This window comes from Streptomyces sp. SirexAA-E, assembly GCF_000177195.2.
GTDB lineage: Bacteria > Actinomycetota > Actinomycetes > Streptomycetales > Streptomycetaceae > Streptomyces > Streptomyces flavovirens.
In genome coordinates this window covers 1,851,470-1,875,817 of record NC_015953.1, presented here as the reverse complement: position 1 = coordinate 1,875,817, position 24,348 = coordinate 1,851,470, and the positions used below count along the sequence as shown (strand labels likewise).

General features: G+C 70.1%; 24 protein-coding genes and 2 pseudogenes. 13 read left to right on the top strand and 13 right to left on the bottom strand.

Going from position 1 to position 24,348, the window contains the following annotated elements; genetic code table 11:
• Positions 1-80 precede the first annotated feature (80 nt).
• From SACTE_RS08265 to SACTE_RS08255, 3 genes are all read right to left on the bottom strand, one after another.
• Positions 81-506 carry a CBS domain-containing protein gene (locus tag SACTE_RS08265; RefSeq protein ID WP_014045578.1) on the bottom strand — a complete coding sequence of 142 codons (426 nt, stop codon included), beginning with the start codon at positions 504-506 and terminating at the stop codon, positions 81-83.
• A gap of 163 nt (positions 507-669) precedes the next feature.
• On the bottom strand, positions 670-1,368 hold the full coding sequence (locus SACTE_RS08260) for a DUF305 domain-containing protein (RefSeq protein WP_014045577.1): 699 nt from the start codon (positions 1,366-1,368) through the stop codon (positions 670-672).
• The gene (locus SACTE_RS08255) at positions 1,365-2,039 is read right to left on the bottom strand and encodes a DUF3105 domain-containing protein (RefSeq protein WP_014045576.1); all 675 of its coding nucleotides are present in this window, start codon (positions 2,037-2,039) and stop codon (positions 1,365-1,367) included. Before SACTE_RS08255 ends, SACTE_RS08260 begins: the two co-directional genes overlap by 4 nt.
• A gap of 415 nt (positions 2,040-2,454) precedes the next feature.
• Between SACTE_RS08255 and glnA the strand changes: the two genes are divergently transcribed.
• Entirely contained in the window at positions 2,455-3,816 is a 1,362-nt protein-coding gene (glnA, locus tag SACTE_RS08250) for a type I glutamate--ammonia ligase (protein WP_019992730.1), read from the top strand.
• 158 nt (positions 3,817-3,974) lie between these two features.
• On the opposite strand, the gene SACTE_RS35400 is transcribed toward glnA, so the two are convergent.
• Together SACTE_RS35400 and SACTE_RS34910 are read right to left on the bottom strand one after the other, a co-directional pair.
• Entirely contained in the window at positions 3,975-4,100 is a 126-nt protein-coding gene (locus SACTE_RS35400) for a hypothetical protein (protein ID WP_014045574.1), read from the bottom strand.
• 71 nt (positions 4,101-4,171) lie between these two features.
• Positions 4,172-4,549 (bottom strand): annotated as a pseudogene (locus SACTE_RS34910) (winged helix-turn-helix domain-containing protein); the annotation flags it as partial.
• A 349-nt stretch (positions 4,550-4,898) separates the two neighbouring features.
• Here SACTE_RS34910 and SACTE_RS08235 point away from each other — a divergent pair.
• Together SACTE_RS08235 and SACTE_RS34545 are read left to right on the top strand one after the other, a co-directional pair.
• Positions 4,899-7,493 (top strand): annotated as a pseudogene (locus SACTE_RS08235) (ricin-type beta-trefoil lectin domain protein); the annotation flags it as partial.
• Complete coding sequence (locus tag SACTE_RS34545; protein WP_176724364.1) at positions 7,487-8,050, top strand: hypothetical protein; 564 nt, start codon at positions 7,487-7,489, stop codon at positions 8,048-8,050. The pseudogene SACTE_RS08235 and the gene SACTE_RS34545, both read left to right, overlap by 7 nt.
• Before the next feature lie 84 nt (positions 8,051-8,134).
• Here SACTE_RS34545 and SACTE_RS08225 read toward each other — a convergent pair whose 3' ends face one another.
• The 3 genes from SACTE_RS08225 to SACTE_RS08215 form a co-directional block, all read right to left on the bottom strand.
• The gene (locus SACTE_RS08225; protein WP_014045571.1) at positions 8,135-9,442 is read right to left on the bottom strand and encodes a site-specific integrase; all 1,308 of its coding nucleotides are present in this window, start codon (positions 9,440-9,442) and stop codon (positions 8,135-8,137) included.
• The gene (locus SACTE_RS34540) at positions 9,442-9,669 is read right to left on the bottom strand and encodes a helix-turn-helix domain-containing protein (RefSeq protein ID WP_093769559.1); all 228 of its coding nucleotides are present in this window, start codon (positions 9,667-9,669) and stop codon (positions 9,442-9,444) included. The genes SACTE_RS08225 and SACTE_RS34540 overlap by 1 nt, the downstream gene beginning before the upstream one ends.
• A 917-nt stretch (positions 9,670-10,586) precedes the next feature.
• Positions 10,587-10,895: a hypothetical protein gene (locus tag SACTE_RS08215; protein ID WP_050986361.1), complete on the bottom strand. Its 309-nt coding sequence runs from the start codon at positions 10,893-10,895 to the stop codon at positions 10,587-10,589.
• A 59-nt stretch (positions 10,896-10,954) separates the two neighbouring features.
• Here SACTE_RS08215 and SACTE_RS08210 point away from each other — a divergent pair, with 59 nt between their 5' ends.
• Entirely contained in the window at positions 10,955-11,329 is a 375-nt protein-coding gene (locus SACTE_RS08210; RefSeq protein ID WP_014045569.1) for a hypothetical protein, read from the top strand.
• 560 nt (positions 11,330-11,889) lie between these two features.
• On the opposite strand, the gene SACTE_RS08205 is transcribed toward SACTE_RS08210, so the two are convergent.
• On the bottom strand, positions 11,890-12,126 hold the full coding sequence (locus SACTE_RS08205) for a hypothetical protein (RefSeq protein WP_014045568.1): 237 nt from the start codon (positions 12,124-12,126) through the stop codon (positions 11,890-11,892).
• A complete protein-coding gene (locus SACTE_RS32985; RefSeq protein WP_176724365.1) occupies positions 12,123-12,365 on the bottom strand; it encodes a hypothetical protein in 243 nt (80 codons plus the stop codon). The genes SACTE_RS08205 and SACTE_RS32985 overlap by 4 nt, the downstream gene beginning before the upstream one ends.
• A gap of 282 nt (positions 12,366-12,647) precedes the next feature.
• Between SACTE_RS32985 and SACTE_RS08200 the strand changes: the two genes are divergently transcribed.
• The 6 genes from SACTE_RS08200 (at position 12,648) to murJ (ending at position 17,848) form a co-directional block, all read left to right on the top strand.
• On the top strand, positions 12,648-13,367 hold the full coding sequence (locus tag SACTE_RS08200) for a helix-turn-helix domain-containing protein (RefSeq protein WP_014045567.1): 720 nt from the start codon (positions 12,648-12,650) through the stop codon (positions 13,365-13,367).
• Between the two features lie 2 nt (positions 13,368-13,369).
• Positions 13,370-13,840, top strand: coding sequence for an NUDIX domain-containing protein (locus tag SACTE_RS08195; protein ID WP_014045566.1), 471 nt, complete (start codon positions 13,370-13,372; stop codon positions 13,838-13,840).
• A 380-nt stretch (positions 13,841-14,220) separates the two neighbouring features.
• On the top strand, positions 14,221-14,355 hold the full coding sequence (locus tag SACTE_RS35395; RefSeq protein ID WP_014045565.1) for a hypothetical protein: 135 nt from the start codon (positions 14,221-14,223) through the stop codon (positions 14,353-14,355).
• Positions 14,356-14,464: 109 nt separating this feature from the next.
• Entirely contained in the window at positions 14,465-14,872 is a 408-nt protein-coding gene (locus SACTE_RS08190) for a YciI family protein (protein WP_014045564.1), read from the top strand.
• Between the two features lie 8 nt (positions 14,873-14,880).
• Positions 14,881-16,026 (top strand): DUF6596 domain-containing protein, encoded by a 1,146-nt coding sequence (locus SACTE_RS08185; RefSeq protein WP_014045563.1) that lies wholly within the window; start codon positions 14,881-14,883, stop codon positions 16,024-16,026.
• 85 nt (positions 16,027-16,111) lie between these two features.
• Positions 16,112-17,848: a murein biosynthesis integral membrane protein MurJ gene (murJ, locus tag SACTE_RS08180; protein ID WP_014045562.1), complete on the top strand. Its 1,737-nt coding sequence runs from the start codon at positions 16,112-16,114 to the stop codon at positions 17,846-17,848.
• 388 nt (positions 17,849-18,236) lie between these two features.
• Here the strand turns inward: murJ and SACTE_RS08175 are convergent, their stop codons facing one another.
• The gene (locus SACTE_RS08175; RefSeq protein ID WP_014045561.1) at positions 18,237-18,827 is read right to left on the bottom strand and encodes a TetR family transcriptional regulator; all 591 of its coding nucleotides are present in this window, start codon (positions 18,825-18,827) and stop codon (positions 18,237-18,239) included.
• Positions 18,828-18,975: 148 nt separating this feature from the next.
• Between SACTE_RS08175 and SACTE_RS08170 the strand changes: the two genes are divergently transcribed.
• On the top strand, positions 18,976-20,475 hold the full coding sequence (locus SACTE_RS08170) for an MDR family MFS transporter (RefSeq protein ID WP_176724367.1): 1,500 nt from the start codon (positions 18,976-18,978) through the stop codon (positions 20,473-20,475).
• A gap of 63 nt (positions 20,476-20,538) precedes the next feature.
• Here the strand turns inward: SACTE_RS08170 and SACTE_RS08165 are convergent, their stop codons facing one another.
• Positions 20,539-21,717, bottom strand: coding sequence for an MFS transporter (locus SACTE_RS08165; RefSeq protein ID WP_014045559.1), 1,179 nt, complete (start codon positions 21,715-21,717; stop codon positions 20,539-20,541).
• Between the two features lie 54 nt (positions 21,718-21,771).
• On the opposite strand from SACTE_RS08165, the gene SACTE_RS08160 reads away from it, so the two are divergent.
• Together SACTE_RS08160 and SACTE_RS08155 are read left to right on the top strand one after the other, a co-directional pair.
• Positions 21,772-22,515: a helix-turn-helix transcriptional regulator gene (locus SACTE_RS08160; RefSeq protein ID WP_014045558.1), complete on the top strand. Its 744-nt coding sequence runs from the start codon at positions 21,772-21,774 to the stop codon at positions 22,513-22,515.
• Positions 22,516-22,698: 183 nt separating this feature from the next.
• Positions 22,699-23,487: a putative protein N(5)-glutamine methyltransferase gene (locus tag SACTE_RS08155; protein ID WP_014045557.1), complete on the top strand. Its 789-nt coding sequence runs from the start codon at positions 22,699-22,701 to the stop codon at positions 23,485-23,487.
• Positions 23,488-23,742: 255 nt separating this feature from the next.
• On the opposite strand, the gene SACTE_RS08150 is transcribed toward SACTE_RS08155, so the two are convergent.
• The gene (locus SACTE_RS08150; protein WP_014045556.1) at positions 23,743-24,267 is read right to left on the bottom strand and encodes a pyridoxamine 5'-phosphate oxidase family protein; all 525 of its coding nucleotides are present in this window, start codon (positions 24,265-24,267) and stop codon (positions 23,743-23,745) included.
• Between the last annotated feature and the right edge of the window lie 81 nt (positions 24,268-24,348).

The following is a 24,348-nucleotide window of genomic DNA, read 5'->3' as shown; positions in this document are numbered from 1 at the left end:
ACCGACGGCCCGGTGTCCCCTCGTACGCACCGACGCGTACGCACGGAACACCGGGCCGGGACGCGGCCGGGGCGGGGGAGTCAGGTGTAGGAGTAGACCCGCTCCGCCCAGCCGGCGACCTGCTCGTCGGAGAGGTGCCGGGCCAGATCGGCCTCGCTGATCATGCCGATGAGCTTCTTGTCCTCGACGACCGGGAGCCGGCGGATGCGGTGGCTCTGCATCTCGTCCAGCACCGCCTCCACCTCGGCCGTCGCGTCGATCCAGCGCGGGGTGCCGTCACAGAGGTCGCCCGCCGTCACCTTCGACGGGTCGTGCCCGGCCGCCACGCACTTGATCACGATGTCGCGGTCGGTGACGATGCCGACCATCCGGTCCTGCTCACCGTTGGCGGAGACGGGCAGCGCGCCCACCTTGTGGTCCCGCATCATCTGCGCCGCGCGGTCGAGCGTCTCGTGCGCCGGGATCCACTGGGCCCCGGTGCTCATGATGTCCTTGGCGGTGGTCATGGAACTCCTCCTGCGTGCCGGTGGGCATGCCGTACGACCCCGAGCCCCATCCATTCTCGTGGCGCCGCCCGGCGTACGCCACCGCTGACATCACCCGCGCGGGCGTACGCCGTACAGGCCGGGTGAATTCACCCGCGCGGGTGAGCGCCGTGGGGGCGAGGCCTCACGGACGAGGAGCCGCACCGCGCGCGGCCAGCATGTCCGCCATCAGATCCAGCTCGGCCTGCTGCGCCTCGGCCATGCCCCGGGCGAGCCGCTTCTCGGCCGGAACCGCGCACAGCTCGGCACACCCCTCGGCCATCGTCACGCCGCCCTGGTGATGGTCGGTCATCAGCTGGAGGAAGAGGACCTCGGCCTTTCCGCCCTCGGCCGCACCCAGCTGCTTCAGCTCGGTCCTGGTCGCCATGCCGGGCATCAGGGCCCCGTCGTGCGGCTCGAACGCGCCGGCCCCGCCGCCATGACCCCCGTGGCCCGCGTGACCGTCGTGCCGACCGGCCATCCAGGCCATGGGTTCCTGACCGGCGGGTGTCGTCTTCGGTAGCTCCCACAGGTCCAGCCAGCCGAGCAGCATGCCCCGCTGGTTGGCCTGTGTGTTGGCGATGTCGTACGCGAGGCGCCGCACCTCCTCGTCCTTCGTGCGGTCACGCACGACGAACGACATCTCCACCGCCTGCTGGTGGTGGACGGCCATCTCCCGGGCGAAGCCCGCGTCCGCCGAATCGGCCGACGGCGTACGCGCGGCGGCCGGTGCCGCGTTGCCGTCACCCCGCGCGGTGGCGACCGTGGCCACCCCTGCGCACACCAGGGCGAGCGCCACGACGGAACCGGCCAGCCACTGCGTACGCCTCAGGCGCGGGCTCACCCGTCGACCCCGCCGGTGCACGGCGCACCCGGCTCGGGCGTCTGCGCGCCCTGGACGTACCGCGCGAAGAACCGCGCCACCCGCCCGTCGTCCGCGCCGTCCACCGTGACCTGCTTGCCCCAGGCGGTCAGCATGATCGTCCCGGCCTGGCCCTCGTACGGGCTCATCAGCGAGAACGGAGTGCTCTCGACCCGGGACGCCAGCTTCCGCACATCGGCCTCGGACGCCTTGCCGTTGTACGTCACCCACACCGCCCCGTGTTCCAGGGCGTGCACGGCGTTGACGTTCGGGACGGCCTTCTCGTACACGACGCCGTCGCAGTTGAGCCAGGCCGGATTGTGGTCGCCACCCACCGGCGGCTCCATCGGGTACGTCACGTCGGCGGTGACGTGGTTGCGCGTCAGCTCCTTCGCGTCCCAGGTCTTCTCACCCGCGATCGGCCCGTCGGCGGGGGCCCGCTGCTCCTGCCCGGGCTGCTTGGCGTCCTGGGCGGCCGAGTCCCCGGTCCGCTCCTTCGCCTCCGACTTCTCCAGCAGCATGTACGAGCCGAAGCCGAGCAGACCGGCGACCACGGCGGCGCTCGCCCCTATGGCGACGGCACGGTTGCGGCTGCCGCGCGCACGGTCGGCGCCGTGCGTCTGGTCCACGGGGGTCCTGCTGTCGAAGCTCATGTCGTCGGTCCTTCTGCCAAGGAGTGGGGAGCGAGCGGAAACGGGACGAACGGGCGCGCGGAACACGGCTTCACGGGCCCCAGGAGGCCCCGTCACCCACGCCCGTACCGCGCGCGCCGATCGTAGTGGGTAGCCAGGGCCTCCCGTTCTGGATCAGGCCGGGCTCGCGGGCTCCGGTGCCGCACCTCGCCGCGCTGCCGTCCCTCGCCATGACTCCGTCGTGACTCCCTCCTCCGCCTTGGGATCCACGGCGCCGGAGCCCGCTCCCTGACCCGGCCTGATCCAAACGAAAGACCCTGGTGCTCCCTCTCACACCGAGTGCGTAATGTGGGTGAAATCCCGGGTCGTGATACTGGAGTGTCCCCCCTACCCCGGGCGGTGGTGCACGGACCGTCTGAACTGCAAGGATGTGGCAATGGACAAGCAGCAGGAATTCGTCCTCAGGACGCTTGAGGAGCGCGACATCCGCTTCGTACGGCTGTGGTTCACCGATGTGCTCGGGTACCTCAAGTCCGTCGCCGTGGCCCCCGCCGAGCTGGAGCAGGCCTTCGACGAGGGCATCGGCTTCGACGGCTCGGCCATCGAGGGCTTCGCCCGCGTATACGAATCGGACATGATCGCCAAGCCGGACCCGGGCACGTTCCAGATCCTGCCCTGGCGCGCGGAAGCCCCCGGCACCGCCAGGATGTTCTGCGACATCCTCATGCCCGACGGCTCGCCGTCCTTCGCCGACCCGCGCTTCGTCCTCAAGCGGATCCTCGCCAAGACCTCGGACCTGGGCTTCACCTTCTACACCCACCCCGAGATCGAGTTCTTCCTGCTGAAGAACAAGCCGGTCGACGGCACCCGGCCCACCCCGGCCGACAGCTCCGGCTACTTCGACCACACCCCGCAGAACGTCGGCATGGACTTCCGCCGTCAGGCGATCACCATGCTCGAATCCATGGGCATCTCGGTCGAGTTCAGCCACCACGAGGGCGCCCCCGGCCAGCAGGAGATCGACCTGCGGTACGCCGACGCGCTCTCCACGGCGGACAACATCATGACCTTCCGCCTGGTCATGAAGCAGGTCGCGCTGGAACAGGGCGTGCAGGCCACCTTCATGCCGAAGCCGTTCTCGGAGTACCCGGGTTCGGGCATGCACACCCACCTCTCCCTCTTCGAAGGCGACCGCAACGCCTTCTACGAGTCGGGCGCCGAGTACCAGCTGTCCAAGGTGGGCCGCTCCTTCATCGCGGGCCTGCTGACGCACGCGGCGGAGATCTCCGCCGTCACCAACCAGTGGGTCAACTCCTACAAGCGCATCTGGGGCGGCTCCAGCCGCTCCGCGGGCGCCGGCGGCGAGGCCCCCTCGTACATCTGCTGGGGCCACAACAACCGTTCCGCGCTGATCCGCGTCCCGATGTACAAGCCGGGCAAGACCGGCTCGGCCCGCGTCGAGGTCCGCTCCATCGACTCGGGCGCCAACCCGTACCTGACGTACGCGGTCCTGCTCGCGGCGGGCCTCAAGGGCATCGAGGAGGGCTACGAACTCCCGGCCGGCGCCGACGACGACGTCTGGGCCCTCTCCGACTCGGAACGCCGCGCGATGGGCATCGAGCCGCTGCCGCAGAACCTGGGCGAGGCGATCGCGCTGATGGAGAAGAGCGAGCTGGTCGCGGAGACGCTGGGCGAGCACGTCTTCGACTTCTTCCTGCGCAACAAGAAGCAGGAGTGGGAGGAGTACCGCAGCGAGGTCACGGCTTTCGAGCTGAAGAACCTGCTGCCGGTGCTGTAGCGGCCGCACGCGATCTCGGGCCGACGGTGCGTCACCGTCGGCCCGAAGCTGTTCCTGCGGGTCGGGCTGTCCGGTGTGGCTGCTTGCCCGGGAGGTCGGAGGCGAGTCGCCGGGTGGGTGGCCAGGGTCTTTGAGAAGTGATCTCGTGTCCGGGTTCGTCAGGTCGGTCCGAAGGCAGTGAGGGGCTGCAGGTGGTTGCGGGCGGCGTGGCGGAGGGCTGCGGCGATGTCGGTGTGGCCGTCCTGGCGATGGATGCCGATGGCGAGGTCGCGCAGGCCGGTCATGACGCGGGGCAGGTTGCGGGTGCGGATCGTGGAGGCGTCCCCCGGGTGGGTGGCGGACCTGGTTCCGGGCCCTGCTCGACCGCACGCTTGTCCGGACGCTGGAAGGTCAGCCCCAACGCTCGAGGTACGTGCCCACCCCAGGCTCGGTGAAGCGGACGCCGTACAGCTTGAAGATCGGCTCGCCTGCCTGCCCCGTGTCCACAGCTGACCCGAAAGTCCCAGGTCGGAGGGGAGGTGATCGAGAACGGCCTGCCGGACGGCAGCCTGCTCGGCCTCCGACAGGACCTGGCGCTCACCCACGCGACGGCCTCGCGGGCGGGACAGCAGTGCGTCCCGCCTCCGGCCTGCCACTTCGTCCACCATTTGTTCACGGCCTTCACCGACACCTTGAACAGGGCGGCAACCTCCACCCGGTCCCGCCCCTCCACCAGCGCGGACACCGCCAGCAACCGCGCGGCCTCCTGCGCATCCGGCGACCAGGCCCGCGCATCCCCCACCAGATCACTCACGCACTGTCAACAAGCCTGAACCCACAGCGTTTCTGATCAAGAGTGCGTGTGCTACGCGGACCCGACTGCTGTGACGGGTGTACCGGGAACGGGCCGGAGGCCTGTAGCCGACCAGCACCCAGAAGGTGTCACCGGTGCGTAGGAAGATCTCGGGCCGCTGGTCGCCGGTGACGTCGCCGACGGCCTTCATCTGGACCCAGCTCGCCGGGTCGGGTGCGTTCGAGGGCAGGCGGACCTCCAGGCGCTTGCCGACGTCAAAGCTGCCGTAACCGTCGCCCGGATAGAGCCGGTCACCGCGGAGGCCGAGCGGCTCTACGAGCTCACGGGTGAGACCAAGCAGGTCACCTCGCTGGAGAACGGGGACACCCAGGACCTCACCTGGACCTGGGACGGCCAGGTGGAGCGCCTCACCGGCCAGGGCGCCGGAGGCAGGGCCCCTTATGTCGGCCTCGACGGCAAGTGCCTGGACCTGAGCGGTGGCAAGGCGGCGGAGAACACGCCGGTCAACCTGCACGCCTGCAACGGATCGGTCGCCCAGAAGTGGTCCTTCCAGGTGGAGGCGGACCAGGCGGACCCGGACCTGGGCAACATGACCGTCCACGACGACACGTGGTGCATCGCGCCCGCCTCGCCCTCCGCGGGGTCCGGTCTGCAGCTCCACAAGTGCGACGGCTCCGCCAACCAGAAGATCAAGCGCAACGCGTCGGGCCAGCTGGTGCACGTCGACACCGGCCTGTGTATCGCGGTCAAGGACGGCGCCACCGCCAACGGCACCTCCACCGTCCTCGCCACCTGCTCGGCCTCCTCGGCCGCGCAGAAGTGGGAGGCGCAGGACGAGACCCGGTACATCTACGGTCCGGACGGCAGTCGTCTGCTGACCGTTCAGGGCAAGCAGGCCACGCTGCACCTCGCGGAGACCGAGGTCACCACGCAGGCGGCCGGCAAGCTGGTCTCCACACATCGCAGTTACGCGGCGCCCGGCGGCAGTGTGCTGCGCTACCAGTACGGCTACAACAAGACCAGCACGCTGGTCGCCGAGGTCGGCGACCATCAGGGCAGTACGTATGCCGAGGTCGCCATGACCGACGGCATGCCGGTGCGGATCCGCAAGCAGGACCCGTTCGGCAACGAGCGTGGTGCCTCCACTTCGGGTGCCGGCTGGCAGACGAACGCGGCGTTCCTGGGTGTGTCCCCGGATGATGCTTCCGGCTACAGCCAGCTGGGTGCTCGTATGTATGACCCGGTGGTCGGGCGTTTCCTGTCGGCGGATCCGGTGCTGGATGTCGCGGATCCGATGCAGGCGAACGGGTACACCTACGCCCACAACAACCCGGTGACGCTGTCCGACCCGACGGGTCTGGCGGTCTCCCTGACGGCGTCGGAGACGGCGGCGGCCCTGGCCGGCGCGGGTCTGAGCATGGCGCAGATCGCGCAGGCCAAGTCCGACTCCGGGCGCTCGCTGTCCTCGGTGGTGCTGTCGGTCGCCTGGTCGACGCTGAAGGACTTCATCGGGATCAATGACGCGATGGCGTGCTTCGGCGGGGACATGTGGTCCTGCGGCAGCCTGATCATCGGTGCGATCCCGTGGACGAAGCTCGGCAAGATCCCCTCCGTCCTGAAGGCCGTCAATCGCACGATCAATGCCATTCAGGCCTGGCGTTCGGCGAAGAAGAAGGCCGAGGCGGTCCTCGCCGCGGCCAAGGCCGCGCAGCAGAGGGCGCTCGCGGCGAAGAAGGCGGCGATCGAGAAGGCCAAGAAGGCGGCGCAGGCCGCGAAGAAGAAGGCGGCGGAGAAGAAACAGACGACCAGTAACAAGGCCGTCAACCAGACGAAGAAAACAGGCAGCCCGGTCCAGAAACAGGCCCAGGCCAAGGCAGCCCCGAAGGTCTCCTCGGCATCGGCCACCCACAAGAGCTCGGGCGGCAGCGCCAAGGCCAACACCACCAAGTCCGGCGGTTCCTCCGGTGGTTCCTCACGGAGCAACGGCGGCAGCAGCGGTGATGGCGGCGCGGGGAAGGCGGGCGAGACCTGCTCGGTAGGCAACAGCTTCGCCCCCGGTACCAAGGTCGTCATGGCCGACGGCTCGACGAAGGCCATCGAGGACGTCAAGGTCGGCGACAAGGTCCTGGCCACCGACCCGGAGACCGGGAAGACGACGGTCCAGACGGTCACCGCCGAGATCAAGGGTGAAGGCCTCAAGCACCTCGTCAAGGTCACCATCGACACCGACGGCGACCAAGGCGATGAGACGGCCTCGGTCACCGCGACCGACGGCCATCCCTTCTGGGTCGAGGAACTCGGCGACTGGATCGACGCCACCGACCTCAAGGCCGGCGAATGGCTGCGGACCAGCGCCGGCACCTACGTCCAGATCACCGCGGTCGAACGCTGGACGGCAACCGCAAGCGCCGTTCACAACCTCACCGTCAGTGACACCCACACGTACTATGTGCTGGCGGGGGCTACGCCGGTCCTCGTTCACAACTGCAACCTGTCTGATCGCGCGAGTGCAATCCATGCTGCGGAGCCAGACGAGTACGTCAAGAAAAACATCAGCACTGTGGCTGTTGTGCGCGTGGATACTCCTCGTGGTCAGGTCGACTTGATTGCGGGTAGTGGAGATGGTTTGACACCCGCCCAGATGTCTGCCCCTCTCCGCCCGGGCGAGATGCATGTACCTAACATCCCTGGAACGCATGCTGAACAGAACGCCTTGTTGTATGCGAAGGCGTTCGGGTATACGCCAGTCGCCGGAGGAACATCGAGAAATGTGTGCCTCAGGATCTGCGCTCCGTTCATTCGGGGCGAAGGTGGCAGAATGATGGGGAACGTCTTCCCAGGTAGTGGTACAACAACAACTCGCCAGAGGAGTTTTGAATGGTAGTGGACGCGGCGGTCGCCGAATCCCTAAGAGGGAGTGAGCGAGTCAGGCTTGCTGCGTTCGTGGCAAGCTGCACCGAGCGTATGGCGCAGCTCTTTACAGGTCTGCGAGGTGGAGATGCCGACCGCGCCGAAGACGTCGATCTCTACCTGGGAATCCTGGACGAGCTTTGGGACCCAAACCTGACCGACGACGTATTCGCTGCCCACATGGAGGCGCTGGAGGAGTTTTCGGAGCTCCAGCCATCCGAAGAGGGGCTCGTGGACGTAGCCGATATCTACGCCTTCTATGCGGTCCTGTGCATGCGCTATGCAGTCCTGTGTCGCGCTAACGGAGAGCCGGAGGATGCGGTACGTTGCGCTCACGCATGCCTCACTGCGTTGGGGCAGCTAGATCGAAATATTCCGCAAGGTGTTTTCTTTGAAGGCGAGCAGGAAAATCAGCGTCGAATCTTGTTCGATGACCCCACCTCGGGTGAATCGCTCTTGCGGCTTCGAAAAATCGATCGAGATGCAAGTCGTGAACGACTGCTCGCTGTGAATTCGAGGCTTCGGAAGTAGCGCCGCGAAATCAAGTAGAAGCCCCGCCGGAGTGGTATTCCGGTGGGGCTTCTCGCATCTTGACGGCAGTAGCTGACGGCAACGTCAATGGACGGGGAGGCTCCAGGGATGCTGCTTTTCGCTGCCGTCCGGGGCTGCCTCGGCGTTCGTCGGGCCGGCGAGCGTGCTGCTGAGGGTCTCAACAGCCTGGCGCTGGAGTCGGAGCCGGACGTGGGCGTAGACGGTGGCGGTTACGCCGATGTGGGCGTGGCCGAGGAGTTCCTTGATCACGACGAGTTCGACGCCTTGCTCCAGGAGCAGGGTGGCAGTGGAGTGCCGTAGGTCGTGGAAGCGAATGCGGCGGAGCCCGGCCCGTTCGAGAAGGGTGTGGAAGCTGCGATTGAGGTTCGCGGGATCGATCGGCCCTCCCGCCGACGTTCTGAAGACGAGGCCGTTGTCCTTCCAACCCTCCGCTGCCGCCTTACGCTCTCCTTCCTGTACTGCACGGTGCTCCTTGAACGAGTGGATGCACTCGCTGGGGAGGGCGATGCGGCGTTCGGATGCACGGGTTTTGGTGGGGAGGGCGGTCAGCCCGCCGGTCTGGGTGCGCTGGAGGGTGCGGCGAATGCTGGCAGTGCCGTTGTGAAGGTCGAGGTCCTTCCACTGGAGGCCGAGGAGTTCGCCCTTGCGGAGTCCGGCGCGGAGGGCGAGTTCGTACAGTGCGAACAGGCGGTCATTGCGGACAGCCGCGAGGAACTGGCGGGCTTCATCTGCCGTGAGCGGTTCGAACCGACGAGGCCGCGGCGTACCCGTACGAACGTTGCGGGCAACGTTGCGCGTGATCTCTTCCTCGCGGACGGCGTGCTCTAGGGCGGACTTGAGGACGGAGTGGATGTACGCCAGCGTCAGTGGGGAGAGACGCTTGGAGCAGCACGTCCCAGCGGCACAGCAGCGAGGCTGATCGCGGTGAGCGTCGATGGCGCGCACGCTGCACTGGCAGGTGGTTCGGAGCTGGTTGAGCCACGTGCGGACGTCCTTGGCGGTGAGCTTGGCGAGCTTCTTCTTTCCGAGGCCGGGGATGAGGTGCTGGTTGACGCAGGTGGTGTAGCGGGTGTGGGTGTTCTCGCGGAGCTGGTGGACGGCGACGGCCTCCAGCCAGTACGTCAGGTACGCGCTGACGCTGCCCTGCGCGGACGGAACGGGGACGCCGCGGTTGCTCGTGGCGATCTTCTCGGTGAGCTTGGCCAGGGCTTCCGTGCGGGTGGTGCCGTAGACGCGCACGCGCTTGCGGGTATTGCCCGGGGCGAGGACGTAGCCGGCGGCTTCCCAGCGGCCGTCCTTGCGCTGGTAGACCGTCCCGTCGCCATTGGCGCGGACCCGGCGGGAGGGAGAGGCATCGCGGGGCGTGGTCATCAGGCGGCTTTCTCGTCGAGTCGGGTACGGATGAAGTCGGTGAGGGCGTGGGTGGGGATGCGCCGGGCGCGTCCGAGGGTGATCGAGGCCAGCTGGCCGGAGCGGAGCAGGTCGTAGACGGCGGAGCGGCCGAGCTGGAGGCGGACCATGACCTGGGGCACCGTGAGCAGATCCAGCGCCGGGGCCGCTTCCGCAGCATGGAGGGCTGTGAGCGGGGGCGAAGCCATCAGCAGCCCCCTTCGGCCGCGAACTGGCGTTCCAGTTCCCTGCGGTGCCAGACGTGGGCGGCGAGGAGGGCCGCGCCGGGGCTGTAGCCCGAGCCGAGGTAGTCCCAGCGGCCGACGACGAGAGTGGTCGTCGGGTCGAGAGCGGGCGTTGGCCTCATCGAGATTGTCTCCGCAGAACGCGAACATCCGCTTGACCAGATCGGCGTAGTCGCCCTCCGAGGCCCGCGACACCTTCCCGTCCGCACCCGCGATCTGCACGGACGCAGACGGCGCGAAGTCACAGACGAACTTGTTGACCCCCGAGGTCTTGCCCGCACCCGGGACGCCGGCCACCGTCACACCGGGCACGTTCGCCAGGGACACGCACACCTTCGCGGCGTACTCGTCGATGCCCAGCTCCCAGCGCGTCAGGTCCACGGGCGGGAGGCCAGTGGGCCGGTGCGCGGTCGGCGTGGTCAGCGGGTCGGAGCGCACGCCCCGGATCACCACCCTGCCGGGGCCGTCCGGCAGGACGGACACCCGCGTGCACCGCCAGGCGTCCGCCAGGAACCGCGCCGACTTCTGGTACTCCTCCACCCCGACCTGCGGCAGCGTCCGGGCCCGGACGATCACACCGAACCGGTCCGGCTTCACCTTGATCTTCGGCGTCAGGACTCGGGGCGCGGGGGCGAGGCCGTCCTTCTGCGCGGTGATCTGTGCGAGCAGGCTCGGGGTCTTGTCGGTGACCGTCAGCCCGGCCATCCGCGCGAGCCGTACCCAGCCCCAGCGCACCCGCAGGGCCTGCCGCATGCTCACCCGCGTGCCCCGGTCGGCCCGCACGTAGCGACCCACCGTCACCAGAAGCCACACACCGACCAGGACGGCTACGGCCAGCAGCGCGTCCGGCGCGTATTCCGGCCCGGAATTTTCGAAGCGGATCACTGGGCCGCCTCCACCGTCACCAGCTCCAGGCGGGCGGCCCGGTAGGCGACGCCGTCGGAGAGCTGACCGTTGAAGATCCGCGCCCACGGAGTCGCGAACAGCTCCACGGGCCGCACCATCACACCCGGCTTGAGCCCGGCGGCCAGGCCGGTTTCCGGGACGGTGATCTTCAGGACCTCGGCCCGGCCGTCCTCCATGAGCATCACGGTCACCGTGTACAGCGACGCCCCGGTCTCCCGGTCCGTGGCGACCTCCCCGGTCTGCTGGTCCTTGATCTTCAGCGCCGGGTCGGTGCCAAGAGCGATTCAAAGTCGCCAACTCCACGGCGCAGAACGCCTATCGGCGCCTTAAGCAGGACGGGCTCGTGTACGCGGTCAAGGGATGTGGTGTTTTCGTCCGCCAGGAACCGGAGCCGGGCAAGCACCACGGGACGATCACGAACTACCTGCTGCGCGATGAGATCGCCCGCGAGGCACGTGTGGCCGCCACCGAGTTCGCCGACCTCAGCGACGAGGAGCTGCTGGCGCGGGAAGCAGAGCTCGACCGACGATGGGACGTGGTTCGGGAGGAGCATCAGCGGCTTTACGGCGAGCGCCGGAAGGTCAAGCGGGAGAAGAGCCGACGCGGCCTGTTCCTGCCACCCCTGCATGACGACGACGCCGAGCCGGACATGTCGCCGAGCGAGAAGCTGAACACCGCGCTGGCCGAATCGAAGAAGCGCCGGCAACAGCGGCCCTGACCATCGACCGGGCAGCTTGACCAGCGGGTGAGCTGTTCAGAGTTTCTTTACTTGATCAAGGGCGCCCCGCTGACGCGGGCCGCTGCGCGCCGGCGGTCGGAGACCGCCGGCGCGCTCCTGTCTACCGCCCCGCTGGCGACGGCCGCCGACCACTCGGCGCGCTGAGCCCGGGAGCGTAAGCCGGACCACCAATCGGAAGCCCCGTTCCGACGGCTCAGCAGCAGACTGGCCGGGCACCTGAGAGGCCACCCGGCGGGTTCGCGCCGTCCCGGACGCCCATGTTTGCTGCCTGGCTGGGGGCCGTGACGATGGAGATAACTGGGCTGATGCCGGTGCGGGGTTGAGCGAGACACACGTGGCGGGTGATCGGTCGGCACGTCCGCCGTCGTGGCTGATTTTCTGTGGCTGAGGCCCCGACCCCATGGTCATGAGCACAGCACGCACATATGGGCCCGTCCCTGCGGGGCTGACGAGTGCGGGGGAGCCTCGATCGGCTGCGCCCGGCAGGGACGGGAGTCGGGTGGGTCAGCGCGGTGTGGCGCCTGGGCGAGCGGGGCGGGTCACGTCTGGCGCCAGGTCCGCCAGGGGCGGGTGATGATCTCCCGGTAGGTGTGGGGGGACGGGTTCTGGCCGCAGTGCCGCAGCACCCAGTCCTGCGGTTCGGCGAAGTCCTCGCTTGTAGGGGACGTTTCCCCATCCACGGCGCACTGCATCGCGTACAGGACCTGCTCCGCGTCCGGCTCGCGGTCGGGCTGGAGCGTCCAGGTCTCGTAGCGCAGGACCGAGCGCGGGGTCACCGTCCCCACCGCCGGTTGGCCACGGCCACCTTCGCGCTCAACTCCTCCGTCGGAGTCGGTGGGCGAACGTCCTCGGGCGGCACGTCCCACTCCCGGCCACCGCGTGGCGGTCGAAGCTGCACGTACGGTCCCACGTGCCCCATCACCACGCCCACCTTGCCGTTCCGCCGGTCGACCAGCAGAGCGCCGGTATGGGGCGAGATGGTCAGCCCGCCGGGATCAGGGGTGGGGGTCGTCATCGTGACCACCCCGGCGAGGCGGCGCGCGACCGGGCGTCCAGTCGCAGGGCGGGAACACATGGGGTGGCGCTCATTCGCACGGTGACGCTCCTCGGCGGCGTTGATGCGTGCCCTTGGGCCTGTTGGTGCCGCAGGGTCGGCACCGATCCTCACGCCGGTCACCGGGACGAAGGAACCTCCACCAAACCCCACTCCAGGACGTCCTGCACCCTGTAGAACGTCCCTGGTGCCGTCCTGAGACGAAGGGGGACACTCGTGCCGAACGAGAGACTACGAGCCGTCATGGCGGCGGGAGGCTGGACGTACGCCGCACTCGCTCAGCAGGTCGAGGTCGACCCCAAGTCGGTCGAGCGCTGGGTGAACCTCGGGCGTATCCCACGTCGTGCCACCGCCCTCCAGGCGGCCAAGGCCCTGGGAGAAGACGTGCACGCACTGTGGCCGGCGCTCCGTCAAGTCCGCCCCGCCCGCGCCATCAGCCCCGAACTGGTGGCGCTCTACGAGCAGCGGGCCGACCTTCCCGTCTCGGCGTTCACCGACCTGATGGCCCAGGCCCGGGAGGGGATCGACATCCTTGTATACGCGGCTGTCTTCCTCCACGAGGCGTACCCGCGGCTGAACGAACTCCTCACCGAACGCGCGGCCGAAGGCTGCACCGTCCGCATCGCAATCGGGGATCCCGACAGCGACAATGTCCAAGCCCGCGGTCAGGAGGAGCGGTTCGGTCACGGCATCGAATCCCGCTGCCGCCTCGCCCTCATGCACTACAGGCCGCTCGCCGACACCCCCGGCATCGAAGTCCGCACCCACGCCACTACGCTCTACAACTCCCTCTACCGCGCCGACGACCAGCAACTCGTCAACACACACGTCTGGGGCGTCAACGCCTACGCCGCCCCCGTGTGGCATCTTCGCCGACACGAGGAGAGCGGCATGTTCGACACCTACGCCGACAGCTTCGACGCTGTGTGGACGACGGCAACCCCCGTGCGAGAGGAAGGCTGACCGTGGCCCGCACCGAGTATTACGACGACCCGAACGCGCCCAAGCCGAACAGCATGGTCGTCGCTGCCTCCGCCGTCGTCACCGACGATCACGGGCGCATCCTCCTCCAGCGCCGCCGCGACAACAACCTGTGGGCGCTGCCCGGCGGTGGCATGGACCTCACCGACTCCCTGCCCGGCACGGCCGCCCGCGAAGTCAAGGAAGAGACCGGCCTCGACGTAGAGATCACTGGCCTGGTCGGCACCTACACCGACCCGAAACACATCATCGCCTACACCGACGGTGAGGTCCGCCGCCAGTTCAACGTCTGCTTCACCGCCCGCATCACCGGTGGCCAGCTGGCAATCTCCGACGAGTCCACCGAGCTCCGGTTCGTGCCGCCGGAAGAGATCGAGCGGCTGCCGATGCACCACACCCAACAGCTCAGGCTCCAACACTTCCGGGAACAGCGCGAGAAGCCGTACCTGGGCTGAACCATCTGACGGCAGTAGCGACGGCAACAACCCCGCACAACCACGGACACCCACGCACCTCACCGGACCAGCAGACCGCACTTGACCTGCGAAAAGGCAGGTCAAAGGCTTCGCGTAGCACACGTACTATGTGCTGGCAGGGGCTTCGCCAGTCCTCGTTCACAATTGTGGCGGCTCGAATCCTGCCCACGCTGACATCCCGCGCGTACGCGGCTTGCATAAGCCGATCGAACCTGCCCCGGCTCGACGCTCCAGCACTGTTGCGACGTGGAGGGCCTCCTTGGACGACGACTGTCTGTCGACCTCGCGATGCGCTGGTCTCGATCCGTGCCCGAAGCCCCGACGAGAAGGGGACGCGGGGCGGCCTGTCGGCGGACACGATGCTGACCCGCATCATCGCGACCGACACCCTCTGCACCCTGTACTTCGTGGAGGAGATGCGCGCTCGGCCCGGGCGGGCGGGGCGCCGCCGCGAGCACGGCGCCCTACGCGCCACCCGCAACGAAGCGGCGTGATACCCCGCCGGAAAAAAGTTCTGCCGGTGATGTCGAGAACCCGTGGCGGGCTCCGTCCCCGTAGTGAGCGCGATCACAATGGGTCGCACCAGCACGGAGGAGAGACATCATGGCCAAGTACCTGCTGCTCAAGCACTACCGGGGCGCCCCGACCGCGGTCAACGACGTACCCATGGACCGGTGGACGCCCGAGGAGGTCTCGGCCCACATGCAGTACATGCAGGACTTCGCGGACCGGCTCGGAAGGACCGGCGAGTTCGTCGACGGCCAGGCGCTCGCCCCCGAGGGCACCTTCGTCCGGTACGACGGCGAGGGGCGTCCGCCCGTCACCGACGGACCGTTCGCCGAGACGAAGGACCTCATCGCCGGGTGGATGGTGATCGACGTCGACAGCTACGAGCGCGCCGTCGAGCTGGCCGGGGAACTGTCCGCCGCTCCCGGCGCGGGCGGGAAGCCGATCCACGAGTGGCTCGAGCTGCGCCCGTTCCTGACGGCTCCGCCCACCATCACGGAGTGACCTCACCGATGGACGAGGTTCTGCTCCGCAGCCTCACGCCGAGCGTGCTCGGGATCCTCGTCCGCCGCGGAGCCGACTTCGCGGCGGCCGAGGACGCCGTCCAGGACGCTCTGGTGGAGGCCGTCCGAGTCTGGCCGGAGGACCAGCCGCGCGACCCCAAGGGCTGGCTGGTCGCCGTGGCCTGGCGGCGGTTCCTCGACGCGACCCGGGCGGACACCGCCCGCCGGCGACGTGAGGGCCGTCTCGACGAGGAGCCGGCGCCCGGGCCCGCGCCCACGGTGGACGACACGCTCCAGCTCTACTTCCTGTGCGCCCACCCCTCGCTGACGCCGTCGTCCGCGGTCGCGCTCACCCTGCGCGCCGTGGGCGGGTTGACCACGCGCCAGATCGCCGGGGCCTACCTGGTGCCCGAGGCGACCATGGCGCAGCGCATCAGCCGGGCCAAGCGCACCGTCTCCGACGTGCGATTCGACCGGCCCGGCGACGTCACCACCGTACTGCGCGTCCTCTACCTGGTCTTCAACGAGGGATACTCCGGCGATGTCGACCTCGCCGCCGAGGCCATCAGGATCACCCGGCAGCTCGCGGCCGCGATCGACCACCCCGAGGTGGCGGGGCTGCTCGCCCTCATGCTGCTCCACCACGCCCGGCGGGCCACCCGGACCGCGCCCGACGGCAGCCTCGTACCGCTCGCCGAGCAGGACCGCGGCCGGTGGGACACCGCGTCCATCGCCGAGGGCGTCGGGATCCTCCAGTCGGCGCTCGCCCGCGACCGGCTGGGCGAGTACCAGGCCCAGGCCGCGGTCGCCGCACTCCACGCGGACGCGCTGACCACCGAGGAGACCGACTGGGTGCAGATCGTCGAGTGGTACGACGAACTCGTCCGCCTGACCGACAGCCCGGTCGCCCGACTGAACCGCGCGGTGGCCGTCGGTGAGGCCGACGGGCCGCGCGCCGGCCTGGCGGAACTCGCGGCGCTGGACGCCTCACTGCCCCGCCGGACTGCTGTGGCGGCCTACCTCCACGAGCGTGACGGTGACCTGGCGACGGCGGCACGGCTGTACGCCGAGGCGGCCCGGACGGCGCCCAACCTGGCCGAGCGCGACCACCTGACACGCCAGGCCGCGCGGCTCCATACCCTCCTGAGCCGCTGACGGGCGCCCCGCCTGCGCTGCGAGAACGGCGCGGGCTGTGTCTTCGGTTGTCCGCCCCCCTTGCCCGCAACGTAGGTTGACGCCCATGGTCGACGGGGCGAACGGTGTGACGCAGGCTGTACCGGAGCAGCGGCAACAGCAGGCGGAGGGGCGGGATGCCGTCCGGCGGAAGAAGGCCGACGGCCGGAAGGACAGGGGCCGCAAGCAGGAGGACGGCAAGGCCGACGGCGGGCCGGTCCGGGCGTCTCTGCTGATGGCCGTCGGGACCGTGGTGTCCCGGGCGACCGGCCTGATCCGGCAGGTGCTCCAGGCCGCGGCGCTCGGCACAGGGCTGCTGGCCAGTACGTACAACACCGCGAACACCGTGCCGACCAGCCTGTACACGCTGCTGATCGGTGGCGCGCTCAACGCCGTGCTGGTGCCGCAGCTGGTGCGGGCCCGGGCGACGCAGCCCGACGGCGGGCGGGCCTACGAGCAGCGTCTGGTCACCCTGGTGGTGTGCGTGCTGGCTGTGGGGACCGCTCTCGCGGTCTGGGCCGCGCCGCAGATCGTGGGCCTGTACATGCGGGACACGCCGGAGAGCCATGACGCCTTCGCGCTGACGGTGACGTTCGCCCGGTTCCTGCTGCCCCAGGTCTTCTTCTACGGCCTCTTCTCCATCTACGGCCAACTCCTCAACGCCCGCGAAAAGTTCGGCGCGATGATGTGGACGCCCGTACTCAACAACGTCGTGCTGGTCGCCATGTTCGCCGCCTATGTGGGGCTGATGACGGTCCCCGACCGGGTGGAGGACATCACCGCCGCCCAGGTGCGGTTGCTGGGCATCGGGACGACGGCCGGTATCGCCGTGCAGGCCCTCGCGCTGATCCCGTTCGCGCGGGCGGCGGGCTTCCGGTTCCGGCCGCGGTTCGACTGGCGCGGCACCGGTCTGGGCAAGAGCGCCCACGCGGCGAAGTGGACGCTGCTGTTCGTCCTGGCCAACCAGGTCGCCCTGACCGTCGTCACGAACTACGCCAACGCGGCCGACCAGGAACTGCCCCAGGCCGGTGCGGGCTATTCGGCCTACACGTACGCGCAGACGATCTGGCTGCTGCCGCAGTCGATCGTGACGGTGTCCCTGGTGACGGCGCTGCTGCCCCGGATGAGCCGGGCCGCCGCCGAGGGCCGGATCCCCGACCTGCGGGCGGACCTGGCCCGGGGGCTGCGGATCAGCGGGTTCGTCATCGTCCCCGCCGCGTTGCTGTTTCTCGCACTCGGGACGCAGATCTCCACCCTGCTGTTCGCACACGGCGCGGCGGACGCCGCTTCGGCCCGGCCGCTGGGGTACATGCTCCAGGCGTTCGGGCTCGGCCTCATCCCGTTCTCCGCGCAGTACCTGCTGCTGCGCGGCTTCTACGCCTTCGAGGACACGCGCACCCCGTTCCTCATGGCCGTCTGGATCGCCGTGGTCGACATCGTTCTGGCCACCGGCTGTCACCTGCTGCTGCCCGCCCGCTGGGCCGTGGTCGGCATGGCCGGGGCGTACACCCTCTCCTACGCGGCCGGCCTCGCCCTCACCGTGCTTCTGCTGCGCCGGAGGCTGGGCGGCCGTCTCGACGACGGCGGCCTGCGCCGCACCTACGGGAAGCTGCTGTGTGCCGCCGTCCCCGCGGCCGGACTGGGCTGGGCGGCGGCCCGTACGTGCGGCACGGCGCTGGGGTCCGGGACCTGGCCCACCGCCGTGGCGCTGGCCGCCGGCGTGGTCACCCTGGCGCTCGTGTACCTGCTGCTGGCCCGGTTCCTTAAGGTGCACGAGTTGCGGCGGCTGCCGGGGGTGCGCTGAGGGGGCGGCTGTCCGGCGCGGAGGCGGTCGGCCGGGTGTCGGGACACGGTAACGAGCCTGCCGTCACCACTACGTGAGTCATCCGCACGCCGAGCGGCGAGACCTTGCCACGACGGCTCGGCGCGCGCTGGAGGCGGCCGGCACCGGCACCGGTTCCGGCTCCGAAGGGGCCGTCGCGTCCGGAGTTCTCTCCCGGCAGGTCCGATTCAAGGACCCCGGACAGGACAGCCGCGGCGCATCCGCTCGGGCAGGGCGGACGCGCCGCGCGGGCTCAGCTGCCGGTGCAGGTGAGGCCCGAGGGGGCCGGGGCGGAGCTGTCCGTGGCGGTGAAGCCGAAGGTGGTGGTGAAGCCGAAGGTGGCGGTCGCGCGGGGCGCCGTCGGGCCCCCTCAGGTGAAGCGCCGCCCCATCTCTTCCATGATCTCGTCGATCACCGCACCGGGGCCCCGCGCCTCGTCCTCCTCGATCCAGATGCGCATCGCGATCCGCAGCGAGGCCAGGAAGGCCGCGGCCAGCACGAAGGGGCGCACCGGTTCGCCGCTGGGGGTGGCGCGGGTGGCCACGGCGTCGGCCAGGTCGCGTTCCAGGGCGGCGTGGTTGGCGAGCTGGCGGGCGAGCAGGGAGGGATGGCGCAGTGCCAGCCGGGTGCGGATGGCCCACTCGCGCTCCGGAGGGGCCATGCGCTCCGCGAACTGGGCCATCGCCGCCCGGAGCGCCGCCCACGCGGGCTCCTCGGCGGGACGGTCGCGGACCGCCTGGACGAGAGCCCCTATGTGCTGCTCCTCGCCGTAGAGGAGGGCGTCCTCCTTGTTGGTGAAGTAGTTGGAGAACGTTCTGCGGGAGATGCCGGCGGCATCGGCGACCGCCTCCACCGTCACGTGGTCGAATCCGTGCTCGACGGTCAGGCGGAGCGTCGCCTCGTGCACGGCCTGGCGGGTGGCCGCCTTCTTGCGTTCGCGCAGTCCCACAGGGCTTTCCATGCCTCCATTGTCCACGCGACGGTAAAGATTGCGCAATGTGCAAAATTGCCCATTGTGCATGTACAGTGAAGGCTTCCCGTCATCTGTTCGAACCTTCCGGAGGTTGCGCGTGAGCGCACACACGGCCGCGCCCGCCGAGGCCGCGCCCATGGATCACCGCCACGTGATGCGCGCCCTGAGTGGGCTTCTCATCGTGCTGTTCGTGGCGATGATCAGCAGCACGGTGGTCTCCGTCGCCCTCCCGCAGATCATCGGATCGCTGAACGGCACCCAGTCGCAGTACACCTGGGTCGTCACCGCGACCCTGCTGGCCTCCACGGCCTCCACCCCGATCTGGGGCAAGCTCGCCGACCTGTTCAGCAAGAAGCTGCTCCTGCAGATATCCATCGGCCTGTTCGTGATCTCGTCGATCGCCTGCGGCTTCGCCCAGTCCACCGGGCAGCTCATCGGCTTCCGCGTCATCCAGGGCCTCGGCATGGGCGCGCTCCAGGTGCTCGTCCAGGTGATCATCGCGGCGATGATCAGCCCCAAGGAGCGCGGCCGCTACAACGGTTACCTCGGCGGTGTCATGGCCGTCGCCACCGTCGGCGGGCCGCTGCTCGGCGGGTTCATCACCGACACCTCGTGGCTCGGCTGGCGCTGGTGCTTCTTCATCGCCATCCCGTTCACCGTCGTCGCCTTCGTGATGCTGACCCGCACCCTCCACCTCACCGAGATCCGCCGCCCGGACGTCAAGGTCGACTACCTGGGGGCCTCCCTCATCGCCGCCGGCGTCAGCCTGCTGCTGCTCTGGGTCACCTTCGTCGACAACGACTTCGCCTGGGTCTCCTGGCAGACCGGCGTCATGGTCGGCGCGAGCCTCCTGATCCTCGCCGCGGCCGTCCTCGTCGAGTCACGGGTCAAGGAGCCGGTCGTCCCGCTCCACGTCGTACGCCGCCGGGACCCCGCCCTCGCCATCATCGCGAGCCTCGCGGTGGGCATGGCGATGTTCGGCGGAGCGGTCTTCCTCGGCCAGTACTTCCAGATCGGCCGGGGCAACTCGCCGACCGAGGCCGGGCTGCTCACCATCCCGCTGATGCTCGGTGTGCTCATCTCCTCCACGGTCGCGGGACGGCTCGTCTCCAAGACCGGCAAGGTCAAGCCGTACATCATCGCCGGCGTCGTCGTGCTCACCCTCGGTTTCCTGGGGCTGTCCACGATCGACCACGAGACCTCGCTCGTCATCGTCTCGCTGGGCATGCTGGCCGTCGGCATGGGTGTCGGTATGTCGATGCAGAACCTCGTGCTGGTGGTCCAGAACACCGTCCCGTTCAGCGAACTCGGCGCCGCCAGCGGTTCGATCACCTTCTTCCGTTCGCTCGGCGGCACCATCGGCGTCTCCGTGCTGGGGGCGGTGCTCGCCAACCAGGTCGCCACGAAGATCGCCGCCGGTCTGACGGAGCTGGGCATCGACCCGGCCGCCTCCTCCTCGGGCGGCTCGACGCTGAACATCGCCGCCATGCCGCCGGAGATCCAGGAAGTGGTGCGCGCCGCCTACGGTGACGCCACCGGCCACATCTTCCTGATCTCGGCCGGGATCGCGCTGGTCGGTGTCGTCGCGTCGCTCTTCCTTACTCCGACGAAGCTGCGCGACAGCGTGGACCTCTGACCGCACGGTCCGTCCGGACCCCGTGTGCCCCCGCGCCGCCGAGGTGCGGGGGCACACGTGTCCTCACGGCCGCTTCAGCCGCGCCCCTTCCGCCACGGGCCGGTGCGCCGGCGGCTCCGGGAGCGTACGGACCATCAGATAGCTGATCGCGGGCATGAGGATCAGCGGGGCCAACGCCGTCCGCAGCGACGTGGCGTCGGCCAGCGCGCCGATGAGGGGGGCCGCCACCCCGCCGACGCTCACGGCCAGACCGAGGGTGATCCCGCTCGCCGTGCCGACCCGGCTCGGGAGGTAGTCCTGGCCGAGGGTCACCTGGAGCGAGAACGGCACGTAGAGCCCGGCGGAGGCCAGCGCCACGCACAGGTAGAGCGCGGGCCCCGGGACGAGGACGACCCCGGCGACCGCGAGGACACCGACCAGATAGGCGCCCCGCACCACGGCCACCCGCTCCCACCGGCCGGCCAGCCCGCCACCCACGACGGTGCCCACCGCGCCGCCGAGATACAGCACCGACAGGGCCACGGTGCCCGCCGTCGTGCCGCCGCCCGTCCGCTGCCGGGCGTACAGCGCGACGAAGGTGCTCAGCCCCATGAACGCCACCGACCGGCAGGACACCGCCAGCGACAGCTTCACGAACGACCTCCGGTCGTCGTCCGTCGCGGCGGTCGCCGCCGGTGCCCCGTCCGACGCCGCCCGGCCGGTCAGCGTACGCAGGACGGGCAGGCACAGGACGCTGCCGACCAGCGCGGGCAGCACCAGCACCGGCGTGCGGTGCAGACCGTCACCGGCGACCGCGACGGTGACCATCAGCGGCGCGGCCGCGAAACCCACGTTGCCGCCCAGCGAGAACCAGCCCATGGAGGCGTGACTGCCCCCGGAGGCGATCCGCGCCACCCGGGCCGACTCCGGGTGGTAGGCGGCGACCCCGATCCCGGAGACCGCCACGAACAGCAGGGTCATCGCGTACGAGCCGCCGAGGCCGCTCAGCGCGACCCCCAGCCCGCCCAGGAGCGTGCTCACCGGCAGCAGCCAAGGCATGGACCGGCGGTCGGTGAGCGCGCCGAACAGCGGCTGCGCCACCGAGGACAGCAGCGACGCGGCGAGCACGATGCCCGAGGCCGCGGCGTAGCCGTAGGCCCGTTCCGCCACGAAGAAGGGGACGAGGGCGGCGACGGAGCCCTGATAGACGTCGACGCAGCCGTGCCCGACCGACAACAGGATGATCGTCCGATTCGCTGACACCCCGTCATCGTCCGCGCACCGCCCCGTGTCGCGCTTCCGATAACCTGCCGAACGATGCAGGAAACCCGCCACCAGCCGACCGCGCCCACCCGCACCCGGTGGATCGCGTCCGGCGGTGCCATCGAGGCGCACCGCCACGACGACCACCAGATCGTCTACGCGGCCCGCGGAGTCGTGGCCGTCACCACCGGGGCGGGCACGTGGGTCGCGCCGGCCAACCGCGCCGTCTGGATACCCGCCGGCACCGTCCACGCCCACCAGGCCCACGGCGGGCTCGAACTCCACCTGGTGGGCCTCCCGGCGGCCCACAACCCGCTCGGCCTGCACGAACCGGCCGTCCTGACGGTCGGCCCGCTGCTGCGCGAACTGATCCTCGCCACCACCCGCGCCCCGGACGGCGACGACCCGGCCCGGGAGCGGCTGCGGGCCGTGCTCCTCGACCGGTTGAGCGCCTCGCCCCAGCAGCCCGTGCACCTGCCGATGCCCACCGCCCCCGCCCTGCGTGCCCTGTGCGCGCTCCTGCACGCCGACCCGGGCGACCCCCGAACCCTGGCCGAGCTGGGCCGGGAGGTCGGCGCGAGCGACCGCACCCTGTCCCGCCTCTTCCGGGCCGACCTCGGCATGACCTTCCCGCAGTGGCGCACCCAACTGCGCCTGTACCGCGCCCTCGTGCTGCTGGCCGAAGGCGTACCGGTGACCGCGGTGGCCCACACCTGCGGCTGGTCGTCCGCCAGCACGTTCATCGACGTCTTCCGCCGGGCCTACGGACACACCCCCGGCGCACACCGGGCGGGCTGACGGACGACGCCACGGCCGGCGGGCGGATTCGGGTAGTGTGACGCGTCCCGACACCGGGACCGACCCCAGGAGGTGAGCCCCATTACCGCTGTAGCAGGCTGGGCGCTCGCCCCTCGCCGTCGCACGGCCCACCGGGCCTGAACGACCGCGGAGCGCCCATCGGTTCACCGAAAGGCTCCGCACATGTCGTCATCCGCAACACCCCTCACCGCCTTGGACGTCGTCAACCGGCTCCGTGCCGCCGGCTGCGTCTTCGCCGAGGACGAGGCGGCCCTGCTGCTCTCCGCCGCGACCGGGCCCGCGCACCTCGCCGCCCTGGTGAGCCGCCGTGTCGACGGGCTGCCGCTCGAACACGTCCTGGGCTGGGCCGAGTTCTGCGGCATCCGGGTGGCCGTCGGGCCCGGGGTCTTCGTACCCCGCCGACGTACCGAGTTCCTCGTGCGGCAGGCCGTGGCGGCCGCCCCCGCCCGGCCGGTCGTCGTCGACCTGTGCTGCGGCTCCGGGGCGCTCGGCGCGGCGCTCGCCACCGCCCTGCCCGCCGCCGAACTGCACGCCGCCGATGTCGACCCCGCCGCCGTGCGCTACGCCCGGCGCAACCTCGCCGGCCTGGGGGAGGTGTACGAGGGCGACCTCTTCGCCCCGCTGCCCGGCTCGCTGCGGGGGCGCGTGGACGTCCTGCTCGCCAACGTGCCGTACGTACCGACCCACGACGTCGAACTGCTCCCCGCAGAGGCCCGCGTCCACGAGCCCCGGGCGGCGCTCGACGGCGGCGGGGACGGGCTCGACGTCATGCGGCGGGTGGCCGCCGCGGCCCCCGGCTGGCTGGCCCCGGGAGGCAGCCTGCTGGTCGAGACGAGCGAACGGCAGGCGGCCCTGGCCGAGGAGACCATCGGCGCCGGCGGACTGGTCCCACGGGTGGTCGTCTCCGAGGAGCTGTACGCGACGGTCGTCATCGGGACCAGGCCTGTGTAGGCCCGGTCGCGCACGGCCAAGGACCGTCCCGTAATACCCTGCGGGCGCGCGGCGTCAGCTACGGCACCTCGCCGCGTTGTCGGAACGCCCGAACGCTTTCCCCGGGACTTCGCCTGGGAGGTGCCCCCACGCGTATGCGGACGCACCTCCGCCTTGCGATGCTCCCCCACGGCCTGAAAGGCGTGGGAGGCGCCCCCACCGTCCGACGCCGCGCGCTGGTCCACCGGGTCGCAACCGGGTTGCACGGGACAGCCCTCAGGCGAAGCGCCAGCGGGTCTGGCCGTACGGCTCGCCCTTGGCGAAGCCGAAGGCCGTGCGGGGGGCCACCCGGAAGACCTCGGCACGGCCGCCCGCGCCGTTGGTGAACGCGCCGTCCGCGACGTCGAAGTGCCAGTCGCCGCCGTACTTCTCCTCCCAGACCGCGGCCAGCGCGATCAGCCGCTCCTCGTCCGTCACCCGGACCGCCCGGCCCTCGACCACCACGTCGACGCCCTCACGCAGCGAGTTGGCCCCGGTGGTCAGGACGACCTCCGGGTTCGCGGCCAGGTTGCGCGCCTTGCGCTCCGAGGGGCCCGTGCAGAAGTGGAGTGCGCCGTTCGACCAGACGCCGATCAGCGGGGTCACGTGCGGGCGCCCGTCGGGCCGGACCGTCGACAGCCAGTACAGCTCCGCGTCGGTCAGCAGGCCGACCGCTTCCGGCCAGCCGCGGGCGGTGGCGTCCTCTCCGCTGTAGTGGGGGTGCAGGGCGGTCTCGGGTGCTTCGTCGTAGCTGCCGGGCATGGCGGATCTCCTCGGTGCCGGGGATGTCGTCGTCTCGCTCAAGGGTGGACTCCGCCGCCGACCCGGACTGATCGGCGCGCG